Below are 12,108 nucleotides of genomic sequence, written 5' to 3' on the forward strand. Positions count from 1 at the left end.
ATCATGGCTAACTTGGTTCGCCCTCTGGGCTTTGTGTTGCTCGGCGGTCTCGCCGGTGCGGTGGCCACCTACTGGTTTGCAACGGACACCCACGCGCTATCTTCTGCAGAACAGACCAGCTCCGATTCAAAAAAGCCGCTGTACTGGGTCGCTCCCATGGACCCCAATTTCAAAAGTGACAAACCCGGAAAATCACCCATGGGTATGGATCTGATTCCGGTGTATGAGGGCGGAGGACAGGCAGACGATGCTGCGGGCGCGGTTCGTATCTCACCGACGGTTGTCAATAATCTGGGGGTTCGCACGGAGCCGGTGATTCAGGGGCGACTGCCCAACAGCATCACCACTGTGGGCTATGTGGCCTACGATGAAGACCAGATGGTTCACGTTCATCCCCGGGTTGATGGCTGGATTGAAACGCTGTTTGTCAAAGCCGAGGGCGAGCCTGTTGAACAGGGAAAGCCGCTGTACACGTTGTATTCACCCACCCTGGTAAATGCCCAAGAAGAGCTGCTGTTGGCGATGAACCGGGGCAACCAGAAACTGGTGGAGGCTGCTACAGAGCGGCTGGCGGCGCTGAATGTGCCGGCCAGTCTGATCAAGCGGTTGCGTCAGAGCCGTGACATTCAGAGAACCATGACCGTCTACGCGCCCGGCTCGGGTGTGATCGAAAACCTGAATGTGCGCGAGGGTATGTTCATCAAGCCCGGAGACCGGGTTTTGTCGATCGCCGCGCTCGATGAAGTCTGGGTGATTGGTGAAGTGTTCGAAAGCCAGCTTTCGGCTGTGGAGCCAGGCAACCGGGTGCAGATGACCCTGGATTATATGCCCGGCCGTGAGTGGCGTGGCCGTGTGGATTACCTTTATCCGGAAGTGAACCCCAAAACCCGGACGGCCCGGGTCCGGATGCGGTTCGATAACGAGGATGGTGCACTGATGCCGGGCATGTTTGCCCGGCTGGAGGTTCAGGGCGAACGTGGTAAACGGCAGTTTCTGGTGCCCCGGGAGTCGGTTATCCGCACCGGCCAGAGTGATCGCCTTGTTCTGGCCCTGGAGGAGGGAGCTTTCAAGTCGGTAAACGTCAGCGTTGGGCGCGTGGGGGAAAAGTATGCGGAAATACTCGATGGCCTGATGCCTGGTGATACTGTCGTCACATCGGCCCAGTTCCTGATCGATTCAGAATCCAGCAAAAGCTCTGATTTCCGGCGTATGTCGGCACCTCAGACCCGAGATAACGGCGGCATGAATCACGAAGGCATGGATCACGGTGCTATGAATCATGGCGCGATGAACCACAGCTCGATGAATCAGGATGGCGTGGAGCAAGACACCATGGATCACAGCACCATGAATCATGGCGGAGGCGAGTGATGATTGCAGCCATTATTCGCTGGTCGGTTGGTAACCGCTTCCTGGTGTTGCTGGCCACGTTGCTGATTACGGGGCTCGGCCTGTATTCCCTGAAACAAACGCCGGTGGATGCCTTACCGGATCTGTCGGATGTCCAGGTTATTATCAAAACCGGCTTTCCGGGGCAGGCCCCGCAGGTGGTGGAAGATCAGGTGACCTACCCGATGACCACTGCCATGCTCTCGGTACCAGGTGCGAAAACGGTCAGGGGATACTCGTTCTTCGGGGATTCCTACGTCTACGTGATCTTCGATGAAGACACCGACATGTACTGGGCGCGCTCGCGGGTGCTGGAGTATCTCTCCCAGGTGGCGCCCAGCCTGCCGGACTCGGCTCGTCCCCAGCTTGGGCCCGATGCCACTGGCGTGGGCTGGGTGTATCTCTATGCCCTGGTGGATCGCACCGGAAATCACGACCTGAGCGAACTACGCAGTCTGCAGGACTGGTTCCTCAAATACGAGCTGCAAACGGTGCCCGGTGTGTCTGAGGTGGCCGCCCTGGGCGGCATGGTGAAACAGTATCAGGTCAAGGTCAGCCCGGAAAAACTCCGCGCCCTGGGGGTCCCGCTGGCCCATATCCAGAACGCCATAAAACGGGGTAATCAGGAAGTGGGTGCGTCCGTGATCGAGATGGCTGAAGCGGAATACATGGTGCGCACCTCAGGCTACATCCAGTCCCGTGATGATCTGCTCTCGATCCCTCTGGGGCTGGACGACAATGGCACGCCCCTTTTGCTGAAAGACGTGGCGACTGTTGAGGTTGGCCCCCAGATGCGCCGCGGCGTTGCTGAGCTGAACGGTGAGGGCGAGACCGTTGGCGGAGTGGTGGTCATGCGCTTCGGTGAGAACGCCCAGGCGACCATCAATGGCGTCAAGGACAAACTAAAGGAGCTCAAATCCAGCCTGCCCGAGGGGGTTGAGGTGGTAACGGTCTATGATCGCTCCGGTCTGATCGAACGGGCCGTCAATAACCTGGGTTTCAAGCTGCTGGAAGAGTTCCTGGTGGTGGGTCTGGTGTGCATTGTCTTCCTGTTCCACGTGCGGTCTTCGCTGGTCGCGATTCTCAGCCTGCCGGTGGGCATCCTGGCGGCCTTTATTGTCATGCACTGGCAGGGCATCAATGCCAACATCATGTCACTGGGCGGTATTGCCATTGCGATCGGGGCGATGATCGATGGTGCCATTGTTATGATCGAGAACATGCACAAACACATGGAGCGGACGCCGTTAACGCCGGAAAACCGGTGGGAAGTGGTAACCCGATCCGCTTCCGAGGTCGGGCCTGCCCTGTTTTTCTCCCTGCTGATCATTACCGTCAGTTTTGTGCCCGTTTTCGCACTGGAAGCACAGGAAGGCCGGATGTTTGCGCCCCTGGCCTTTACCAAGACCTATGCCATGGCAGCCAGTGCCGCTCTGGCGGTGACCCTGGTGCCGGTGCTCATGGGATATTTCATCCGGGGCAAAGTGCTGCCGGAGCACAAGAATCCGGTGAACCGTTTGCTGGTCAGTGCCTATATGCCGGTTCTGAAGCTGGTACTTCGCTTCCCGAAAACAACTGTGCTGGCGGCAGTTCTGGCTCTGGTTGTTGGTGTCTGGCCTGCCACCAGAATCGGCAGTGAATTCATTCCGCCGCTGGACGAAGGCGATCTGATGTACATGCCCACCACCTATCCGGGCATCTCGATCGGTAAGGCGCGGGAGCTGCTGCAGCAGACGGACAAGCTGATTGCCACGGTACCCGAGGTTGAAACTGTCTTCGGTAAAGTGGGCCGGGCCGATACCGCAACCGATCCGGCGCCGTTGACGATGATCGAGACCTTTATCCAGCTCAAGCCAAGGGATGAATGGCGGGAAGGCATGACCACGGAAAAACTGAAGCAGGAACTTAACAACCTGATTCGGTTCCCCGGCCTGACCAATGCCTGGGTGATGCCGATCATCACCCGCATCGACATGCTGGCAACGGGAATCAAGACGCCGGTCGGCATCAAGGTGGCGGGGCCGGACCTGGCTACCATTCAGGGTATTGGCAAACGCCTTGAGGAAATCATGGTGGACATACCTGGCACAGCGTCGGTTTACTCCGAGCGGGTCGCCGGGGGCCGCTACATCAAGGTCGATATCGATCGCGAGCGCGCCGCGCGCTACGGACTGAACATTGCCGACGTACAGCAGGTGGTGGCATCGGCAATTGGCGGTATCAATGTTTCCCGGACTATCGAAGGGTTGGAGCGTTACCCCGTGAATCTTCGTTACCCCGAGGATTACCGGGATTCCCCGGAAAAGCTGGAGCAATTACCGATTGTGACCGCCTCTGGCCAGCGGATTGCGCTGGCGGATGTGGCTGATATCCGTGTGGAGGACGGTCCGCCAGCGATCAAGAGTGAGAACGCCCGGCTGAACGGCTGGACCTTTGTGGATATCGAGGGGGTTGATGTCGGCAGCTATGTGGAACAGGCCATGACCACCGTGAACGAATCGCTTGACCTGCCCGCGGGCTACTCGGTGACCTGGTCCGGGCAGTACGAGTACATGCTGCGAGCCAAGGAAAAACTCACCTATGTGGTGCCCCTAACCCTGGCGATCATTGTGATATTGCTGTTCCTGAACTTCCGGCGTTTCGCGGAGGTCGGGATCATCATGGGCACGCTGCCCTTTGCCATGATCGGTGCCATCTGGCTGATGTATCTGCTGGGTTACAACTTCTCGGTGGCTGTAGGGGTCGGGTTCATTGCACTGGCGGGTGTCGCCGTGGAAATCGGCGTGATCATGCTGGTGTACCTGAACCAGTCCTATGCCGCCATGCTGGAAACCTGCGAGGAGAAGGGCCTGACTCCGAGGCGCGAAACCCTTCGCCATTCGGTGCTCCACGGTGCCGGTTTGCGGGTACGGCCGATCATGATGACAGCGGCAGCCATTATCGGGGGGCTGGTGCCCATCATGGTGGGTACCGGCACTGGCTCGGAAGTGATGGGGCGCATTGCGGCACCGATGGTTGGCGGAATGATATCTGCCGTTATTCTGGCGTTGCTGGTGATTCCTGTGCTCTTTTATCTATGGAAGCAGAGAGCTTTGAAGGATTGATGTTGACCGTATGCCTGAGCACGACTAATCAAACCTGTCCCAGTAGGGCGGATCACCAAAATAACCGTCGATAAAGTCGATGAAGCTGCGGACCTTGCTTGCCAGTAACTGGCGGTGAGCGTAGACGGCGTAAAGCCCCAGCGGCTCCGGTTCATGTTCCGGCAGGACGATCGTTAACTTGCCTTCCCGGATGGCGGGTCCCGCGATAAAGGTCGGTTGCAGGGCAATCCCGGCACCGGCAATGGCTGCCTCGACAAGCACGTCGCCGTTGTTGCTGACCATTCCCTGCAGGTTGTCACTGCGGTTGTCCTGCAGCCACTTCTGCGGGGAATGGCTGGAATCCGGGTCCATGTAGCTGTAGCGCAGGTACTGATGGTCCCGGAGGTCTTCCGGTTTGCCGGGGGTGCCGTATCGTGCCAGATAAGCTGGAGAGGCACACAGCACCAGCCGCACCGGCGCCACCCGCTTGGCGATCAGGGAAGAGCTTTGCAGGCGGCCGATGCGCAGTGCGATGTCGAAGCCTTCCTCGACTATGTCGACTTTCCGGTCATTGAGTTGCAGATCAATACCCACGGCGGGGTGCATTCGCTGGAACTCGGTCAGCAGGGCCGGCATGTGGCGAATGGCGAAAGAAACCGGGGCACTGATGCGCAGCAGGCCCTGGGCCTCGGTTTGCAGGTCGCCGAGCTGATTTTCCAGATCATCAATATCGCTGAGCACCTGCTGGGCCCGCGGGTAATATTGCCTGCCTGCTTCGGTCAGGTGGAGCCTGCGCGTGGTGCGGTTCAGCAACCGAACGCCCAGGTGTGTCTCCAGTTGAGACACGTATTTGCTGACCAGTTGCGGCGAGGTGTCCAGGCGGTCAGCGGCTCGGGTGAAGCTGCCTTCGTTAACCACCATCACGAAGGTGCGCATGGCTTCAATACGGTCCATGGCGGTGTCCTGATCGGAGTTATGCGGATGATTATCAATAAAATGACGATAATATGGCAACAAGAGTCATCTTAGTCTTTGAGATTGGTGATAGTAAAGTGAGCCCATGGCCTGAAGCCGGGGCTTCGGGATAAACCAATCAGAGAAAGACTTAAGGTGATGATTATGAACGCTCAATTCACAAAGGCATTACTCCAATCCAATGGTGGCTTTGCCGCACTGGCACTGAGGGTTCCGGTGGGTCTGATCCTGGCCGCGCATGGTGCCCAGAAACTGTTCGGCTGGTTTGGCGGATACGGGCTGGAAGGTACCGGACAATGGCTGGCCAGTATTGGCCTGGAGCCAGGCTACCTGATGGCCTTGTTGGCAGGTAGTGCCGAATTCTTTGGCGGTCTGGCACTGGTGCTCGGGCTACTGACACGTCCGGCGGCGGTGGTTGCGGCTTTCACCATGTTGGTGGCCATTTTCGCGGTGCATATCGGTAATGGCTTGTTTATGGCCAATAATGGTTACGAGTATGCACTCACGCTGTTTGCCGCCACCGTCGCTCTGGCGATTCAGGGCGCAGGCCGGTTCGCTGTCGATAACCTGTTGCAGAAAGAAAGCTGAACCGGGGAGAACGCCATGAGCAAAGCGACCGATGTACTGTTTGTTTCCCACGGTGGCGGCCCCATGCCGCTGCTGGGAGATCCCGGGCACCAGCACATGGTGGATCGGTTAACAGAGCTAGCGGCTGGCCTGCGCAAACCCTCTGCGATACTGGTGATCAGCGCCCACTGGGAGGAGGCGATCCCGACCATTACCTCCAGTACTACGCCGTCGCTGATTTACGATTATTACGGTTTTCCTTCGGAAGCCTACAAGATCGAATACCCCTGCCCGGGGGAGCCGGTGCTGGCGCAGCAGGTCGCCCAGGCGCTGGATCAGGCTGGCATCCAGGCCCGCCTGGATGACCAGCGGGGCCTGGATCACGGCGCGTTTGTGCCGCTTAAACTGATGTATCCGGAGGCAAATATTCCCTGCATTCAGCTCTCACTGGTCAACACTCTGGACGCCAGTACGCACCTTGCGATTGGCCGGGCATTGCAGGCACTGGATTACGATCACCTGCTGGTGCTTGGCTCCGGCTTCTCGTTCCACAACATGCGGGCCTTCTTTGCTGCACAGACACCGGAAATCCAGGCCCGTAATCTGGCCTTTGAGGACTGGCTGGAACAGACCTGCGGCGACAGCTCCCTGTCGGAGCCGGAGCGGGCGAAGCGCCTGGCAGATTGGGAGCAAGCGCCCCATGCCCGGTTCTGTCACCCCCGGGAAGAGCACCTCCTGCCCTTGCACGTGTGCTATGGCCTCGCCAACAAAGCCTGCGACCGGCACATTGCCGCAACCATCCTCGGGAAACAGTCGGGGATGTTTTACTGGGGCTGAATCAGTGCAGCTTCAACCGTGGCTGCATGGCCCGACTGATCTTGTCCATCAGCCAGATCACGCCGGTTCGCAGGAAACCGTGCAAGGCTACCTGGTGCATTCGGTACAGCGACACATAGAACAGCCTGGCCACTTTCCCTTCGATATACATACTGCGGCCGGACAGGTTACCCATCAGGTTGCCGACGGTGGTGTATTTGCTGAAGTTGATCAGTGAGCCATGGTCGTTGTACACGAAGGGAACGGCTTCTTTGCCTTCCAGCCGGTTGCAGAGGGTTTTGAACAGGGCATCGGCTTGCTGGTGTGCGGCCTGGGCACGTGGTGGCACCGGCCGGTCGGATTCCGGCTGCGGGCAGGCGGCGCAGTCACCAAACGCGAAGATATCCGCATCTTTGGTGGTTTTCAGGGTCTGTTCCACCAGCAGCTGATTGCCGCGATTGGTCTCCAGGCCGTCCAGTTCCGCCAGGAACGGCGGTGCTTTGATGCCAGCGGCCCAGATGGTCATTTCCGAGGGCAGTTCAGTGCCGTCCTTCATGATCAGACTGTTCTCGCGCACCTCGCTTACAGGTTGTCCGGTCAATACCTTGACCTTCTGGCGTTCCAGTTCCCGGGTGGCTGCGGCGGAAAGGCGCCCGGGCAGCGCAGGCAATATGCGGTCGGCCGCCTCGATCACGCTGATGGAAACATCGGAAGATTTGAGGTGGTTCATGCCGTAGATGGGCAATTCGCGGGATGCCAGTCTCAGTTCGGCGGCCAGTTCCACGCCCGTGGCTCCGGCACCAATGATGCTGATGTTCAGGGCATGGGGCTGGCCCTGAAGGGCTTCGTGGTTTTTGCGCAGGAAGGCATTGAGCATCAGGTTATGAAAGCGGCGAGCCTGCTTCAGACTGTCCAGGAACAGGCAGTGGTCCTGTGCGCCGGGGGTGCCGAAGTCGTTCGCGGTGCTGCCAACGGCAATCACCAGGGTGTCGTAATGAAGGCGCCGTTCCGGTACTACTTCTTGGCCTTCTTCATCCCGGAACGGGGCAATCACGATCGCTTTATTGGCCCGGTCCAGACCGCTCATGCGGCCGAGCTGAAACTCGTAATGGTGCTTGCGGGCGTGGGCGCGGTAATTGATTTCGTTGGCGCTGGCATCCAGCGAGCCGGAGGCCACTTCATGCAGCAGGGGTTTCCACACATGGGTAAGACCGGCGTCGACCAGGGAAATACGGGCTTTGCCTTTTCTGCCAAGCTTGTTGCCCAGACTGGTGACCAGTTCCAGGCCGCCGGCTCCGCCGCCGACCACGACTATGTGATGAAGGTTTTCCATAACGTTTCAGACCTTTAAGTGATGAGAGCCAAACGCTCTCGGATGAAAGCGCTTGGCTGTCGTCACTGGCCTGAATGTCTATGATTAGGGAGCTAATACAGGGGCGTATACTACCGCCGATGTTGGAGCGAGACAATTGAGCCCAAGTACCTCTTGGCTCCATCGTCAGTATTGTCGGGCTGGACACAGAGCCGTTGGCGCTGCTACAAACTTCTCATCCACTTGAAGAACAGACAGGAGAAAGCGACGTGAAACTGCAGGTTCGAGGTGTTGAGGAAGGCCAGCCGGTACCGGAAAAGTTTGCCTTCGGTGTGTTCAGTGAACAGGACCACATGAGTTTTGGTCCCAACCGGAATCCGGAGCTGGTCTGGGACGGTGCACCGGAGGGCACCAAAAGCTTCGTGGTGATGATGTTTGACCCGGATGTGCCCAGCGTCGCCGACGACGTCAATCAGGAAGGCAAGACCGTACCGGCCGACCTGCCACGTGTCGATTTCTTCCATTGGCTGCTGGTGGATATTCCCGCTGGCACAAAGCGGATCCCGGAGGGTGAAGACAGCGATGGTGTCAGTCCCAAGGGCAAGGATTATGGACCAGGCCCGATTGGTGTCCGTGGTGTGAACAATTACACCCAGTTTCTGGCCGGCAATCCGGACATGGCCGGTACCTATGCCGGTTATGACGGCCCCTGCCCGCCCTGGAATGATGAAATCATCCATCACTACCACTTTGAAGTGCATGCTCTGGATGTAGACACCCTGGGCCTGGAGGGTGAATTTGACGGCAACGACGTGCGTCAGGCCATGGCCGGACATGTGCTGGCCAGTGCCCGGGTAACCGGCACCTACACCCTTAATCCCGCCCTTCGCCCGTAGTTGCAGCCAGCGGAGCCGGCCACATCGGCTCCGCTTTCATCAAATTGTCTTGGTGCTGTCACCCCGGTGTCACTGGGTGTTGCCAAGGTGATGTCAGGATCCTGAAAGCAGGCCTGTTCTCACCGGAGGCACCATGCGACAGTATCGAAGCGTATTCATATCCGACGTCCATCTGGGTACCGCCGATTGCCAGGCGGACTATCTGCTGGATTTCCTGAACAACATTCAGTGCCAGACCCTTTACCTGGTGGGTGACATCGTCGACCTGATTGCCATGCAGCGACGGGCTCATTTCCCCGACAGCCACCGGCAGGTTATCCACAAGCTGCTGGAGCTGGCCGCAACGGGAACCCGGGTGGTGTACATCCCGGGCAATCACGATGAATTTTTCCGGCGTTTCTGTGGCCAGACGTTTTCCGGCATCGAATTGCAGTACAAGGCCGTGCATACCACCGCCGACGACCGTCAGTTTCTGGTCTGCCATGGCGACCAGTTTGACCAGGTGGTTCGCTGCAGCCCTTTGATGCTGCTGGTCGGAGACCGCGCCCATGGCTTGTTGCTGCGTCTGAACCGCTGGTTCAACGCCCTGCGGCGATTACAGGGCAAGCCCTACTGGTCGTTGGCGGCCTGGATCAAAAGCCGGATTGGCAAGGCGAGAACCTTTATCCGCCGTTTCGAGTTGGCGGCGCTGACCGCGGCGGAAAAAGGCCACTATCACGGTTTTATCTGCGGCCATATCCACTCGGCGGGCTTCCTGCGCAGCGAAGAGGGGCTCTATTGTAATGATGGCGACTGGGTGGAACACTGCACCGCGCTGGTGGAGCGGGAAAACGGTCGGCTGGAACTGTTGCACTGGTCCGAATCGCCTGTGACCCTGAGTCAGGAACCGGAGACGCCGAACCCGGAGCTGGCCGGCGACGCCCGGCCCGTGATTGATGCGTTACCGGCGGCGTTTCTGGAGCAAATCAACGGTCCCGCCCGGTGATTCAGTTCCGGACCCGATAGGGCTCCAGGATAGCCGCCATATCCTGACCCAACTGTTCGAGGTCGGTCCGAGATAGCTCCCGTTCGGCGATGGAACGAAGCCCCATGATCTGACTCTGATACAGTCTGGCCAGGCGTCGGCAATCTGTGTCGGGCGCCAGCTCGCCCTGCTTTCTGGCGGCTTCCAGTAACTCGGTAAAGGCATTTTCAATGGCGGTCAGTAAGGCCTTTGCCTCTTGATGGAGCGCGGTGTTGGTGTTGCTGGATTCAAGCAGCGTTTTCACAATCAGACAGGCCCGCGCCGGGGTGCTGCAGTCTGGCTCTGAACAGCTCCTGGCGATCTTGACCAGAAAAGCCTGCAGGCCATCCAGCACATTGTGGTAGCCGGCCATGTGGCAGGCAAGATCTTCGCCTGCCTGGTGCGCATACCTTGCCAGCGCTTCCGAAAACAGCCCGTCTTTACTGCCGAATGTTGCGTAGATGCTGCCCGGGCGCATGTCCAGAGCCTGCTCAATCTGCTTCATGGAGCTGCCATGGTAGCCCTTGTGCCAGAACAGGCCGACCGCGCTGGCAAGGGCAGTTTCCCGATCATAGCTTGGAGGTCTGGGCATTGGGTTCACCGCCTGATTGTTTGTTGAGTATACGCTCAATTATATCTTCAATGATCGCGCTGAAATATGTCGAGGTCGTTTGCTGATACTGAACTGCCAGGGTAAGTCAGGTTTACTGGTTAGATTCGGCCCTCATACCAACCAACAACTCAACATCCCTGTAAATGGCCGCTGCGCCCTTAACCCGGGCCAGCCAGCTCAGAGGGATGCCGTATTCTCCGCCAACGCCATGAATTGCAGCCATGGCCGGGCCAATGATCCAGGCGCGGCCGCAGGAGTCTCCACCGCACTGGATGTTGGCACGAACAGCTTCGGCGTAACTCGTGGCATGGTTGAGGATATGAAAAATGACCGGCATGGCCTCCTTCAAGTAACAGGTGCGCCCGAACGACTCAGCGGCACCGACAGGATCAAGCTGTTCATCAGCTCGCGCTTTGTTGAGGCTGCAGGGTTCCGGCGCTTCGGCCGTGGCAGCGTCCAAAGACTCTGACATAGATTTGCCCAGATAAAGACTCTCCAGGAGTCTTGCTGCGCACTTCGCCCAGGCTACGGCTTCGTCGTTGTGGTTGGTTACCCGTACTGCCGCTTCGGTTGTTGTCAGAAGGTCATCACTACCGAGATAACAGGCCACGAGCGGAGGCAGTTTGGACACAGCCGGTAGTTGCATGTCATTAGCGCCGCTTTCCGGTAGCAGGTGCTGGTCGATCGTTTGCGCGAGGTGGACGCCGGCCTCCTGAATGTCTGTCTCGTGATAGGTCAGATTAATGGCTTTGCGCACCGGGCCAGCCAGTTGATCGCCACTCAGACGGCTCGTGTAGGGCAACACTTTCTGCACGAGTAGGCGCTTCTGCTGATCCGTGAGACTGGCAGCCGTTGAGGCCTGGGCCCGTTCAATCGCGCTCTGCTCGATCGAGTTGAGGTTATGCAGCGTTACCCGTGTGGGGTTGTCGATATAGCCCTGCCATGTCCCGCCGGGGCCAAAAAAGGCCCGGAAACGTCGCTGGTAGTCACGAATGTTCAGGTGACCCTGGTTAGCCAAAAGGCTGTCGGTAAGAACCCCGGTCGCGGCGCCATAATGGCTGATGTCACCGACCTTTTTTCCGCCATGAGCAAAGTATCCGAAACCGCCTTCGAAATAATCCGCTTTGGGCGGGAGGAATTCCGGGTATTCTCCGCCAACGTCGTGGATGCGATCACTGTCGTAAAGCCAGTGCAGGCCAAGACTGGCGGCATCAGCAACCCAGCCGCCGGCGAGGGCGGCTACCATGTCAGAGTTCATGGCGCGTATTGCATCATTGGCCATCGGATTCCCTCGTTTTCTGTGCGCTGAAGAAGTCGTCTGTGCTCAGTTGGCCTTGCTCCAGGCCAGCGGACGCTTGGAAATCTCATCAAACAATGTGGAAAGTGTATCTGATTGAAAGAAAGGTGCTTGTTTGGTGGCGCATATTGTTGCGGAATTAGTCAAATCTCGACTA

Annotated in this window: 10 protein-coding genes; 6 read left to right on the forward strand and 4 right to left on the reverse strand. The window is 58.3% G+C overall.

The genetic code is table 11. From position 1 onward, the window contains the following. Positions 1–3 precede the first annotated feature (3 nt). Together Q675_RS34875 and Q675_RS34880 are read left to right on the forward strand one after the other, a co-directional pair. The gene (locus Q675_RS34875) at positions 4–1,371 is read left to right on the forward strand and encodes an efflux RND transporter periplasmic adaptor subunit (protein ID WP_023011977.1); all 1,368 of its coding nucleotides are present in this window, start codon (positions 4–6) and stop codon (positions 1,369–1,371) included. Next, positions 1,371–4,493 (forward strand): efflux RND transporter permease subunit, encoded by a 3,123-nt coding sequence (locus Q675_RS34880; RefSeq protein WP_011783716.1) that lies wholly within the window; start codon positions 1,371–1,373, stop codon positions 4,491–4,493. Before Q675_RS34875 ends, Q675_RS34880 begins: the two co-directional genes overlap by 1 nt. 24 nt (positions 4,494–4,517) lie before the next feature. On the opposite strand, the gene Q675_RS34885 is transcribed toward Q675_RS34880, so the two are convergent. Then, complete coding sequence (locus Q675_RS34885) at positions 4,518–5,426, reverse strand: LysR family transcriptional regulator (protein WP_011783717.1); 909 nt, start codon at positions 5,424–5,426, stop codon at positions 4,518–4,520. Positions 5,427–5,591: 165 nt separating this feature from the next. Between Q675_RS34885 and Q675_RS34890 the strand changes: the two genes are divergently transcribed. Both Q675_RS34890 and Q675_RS34895 read left to right on the forward strand, forming a co-directional pair. Further along, the gene (locus Q675_RS34890; RefSeq protein ID WP_011783718.1) at positions 5,592–6,035 is read left to right on the forward strand and encodes a DoxX family protein; all 444 of its coding nucleotides are present in this window, start codon (positions 5,592–5,594) and stop codon (positions 6,033–6,035) included. 15 nt (positions 6,036–6,050) lie between these two features. Further along, positions 6,051–6,851, forward strand: a complete 801-nt coding sequence (locus Q675_RS34895) for a DODA-type extradiol aromatic ring-opening family dioxygenase (RefSeq protein WP_011783719.1) — start codon at positions 6,051–6,053, stop codon at positions 6,849–6,851. Between the two features lies 1 nt (position 6,852). Here the strand turns inward: Q675_RS34895 and Q675_RS34900 are convergent, their stop codons facing one another. Continuing rightward, complete coding sequence (locus Q675_RS34900; protein ID WP_011783720.1) at positions 6,853–8,163, reverse strand: NAD(P)/FAD-dependent oxidoreductase; 1,311 nt, start codon at positions 8,161–8,163, stop codon at positions 6,853–6,855. A 248-nt stretch (positions 8,164–8,411) separates the two neighbouring features. Here Q675_RS34900 and Q675_RS34905 point away from each other — a divergent pair, with 248 nt between their 5' ends. Together Q675_RS34905 and Q675_RS34910 are read left to right on the forward strand one after the other, a co-directional pair. Continuing rightward, positions 8,412–9,038 carry a YbhB/YbcL family Raf kinase inhibitor-like protein gene (locus Q675_RS34905; RefSeq protein ID WP_011783721.1) on the forward strand — a complete coding sequence of 209 codons (627 nt, stop codon included), beginning with the start codon at positions 8,412–8,414 and terminating at the stop codon, positions 9,036–9,038. A 133-nt stretch (positions 9,039–9,171) separates the two neighbouring features. After that, positions 9,172–10,023, forward strand: a complete 852-nt coding sequence (locus Q675_RS34910; RefSeq protein ID WP_011783722.1) for a UDP-2,3-diacylglucosamine diphosphatase — start codon at positions 9,172–9,174, stop codon at positions 10,021–10,023. A 1-nt stretch (position 10,024) separates the two neighbouring features. On the opposite strand, the gene Q675_RS34915 is transcribed toward Q675_RS34910, so the two are convergent. After that, the gene (locus Q675_RS34915; RefSeq protein WP_011783723.1) at positions 10,025–10,633 is read right to left on the reverse strand and encodes a TetR/AcrR family transcriptional regulator; all 609 of its coding nucleotides are present in this window, start codon (positions 10,631–10,633) and stop codon (positions 10,025–10,027) included. Between the two features lie 112 nt (positions 10,634–10,745). Continuing rightward, a complete protein-coding gene (locus Q675_RS34920) occupies positions 10,746–11,936 on the reverse strand; it encodes an ADP-ribosylglycohydrolase family protein (protein WP_011783724.1) in 1,191 nt (396 codons plus the stop codon). Positions 11,937–12,108 lie beyond the last annotated feature (172 nt).

It is taken from the genome of Marinobacter sp. EN3 (assembly GCF_000475315.1).
Classification (GTDB): domain Bacteria; phylum Pseudomonadota; class Gammaproteobacteria; order Pseudomonadales; family Oleiphilaceae; genus Marinobacter; species Marinobacter nauticus.

Bases quoted from the DNA above. Each gene is read 5' to 3' on its own strand.
- Q675_RS34880 (WP_011783716.1), top strand. From the start codon at position 1,371: ATGATTGCAGCCATTATTCGCTGGTCGGTTGGTAACCGCTTCCTGGTG.
- Q675_RS34890 (WP_011783718.1), top strand. From the start codon at position 5,592: ATGAACGCTCAATTCACAAAGGCATTACTCCAATCCAATGGTGGCTTT.
- Q675_RS34895 (WP_011783719.1), top strand. From the start codon at position 6,051: ATGAGCAAAGCGACCGATGTACTGTTTGTTTCCCACGGTGGCGGCCCC.
- Q675_RS34875 (WP_023011977.1), top strand. From the start codon at position 4: ATGGCTAACTTGGTTCGCCCTCTGGGCTTTGTGTTGCTCGGCGGTCTC.
- Q675_RS34885 (WP_011783717.1), bottom strand. From the start codon at position 5,426: ATGGACCGTATTGAAGCCATGCGCACCTTCGTGATGGTGGTTAACGAA.
- Q675_RS34920 (WP_011783724.1), bottom strand. From the start codon at position 11,936: ATGGCCAATGATGCAATACGCGCCATGAACTCTGACATGGTAGCCGCC.
- Q675_RS34915 (WP_011783723.1), bottom strand. From the start codon at position 10,633: ATGCCCAGACCTCCAAGCTATGATCGGGAAACTGCCCTTGCCAGCGCG.
- Q675_RS34910 (WP_011783722.1), top strand. From the start codon at position 9,172: ATGCGACAGTATCGAAGCGTATTCATATCCGACGTCCATCTGGGTACC.
- Q675_RS34900 (WP_011783720.1), bottom strand. From the start codon at position 8,163: ATGGAAAACCTTCATCACATAGTCGTGGTCGGCGGCGGAGCCGGCGGC.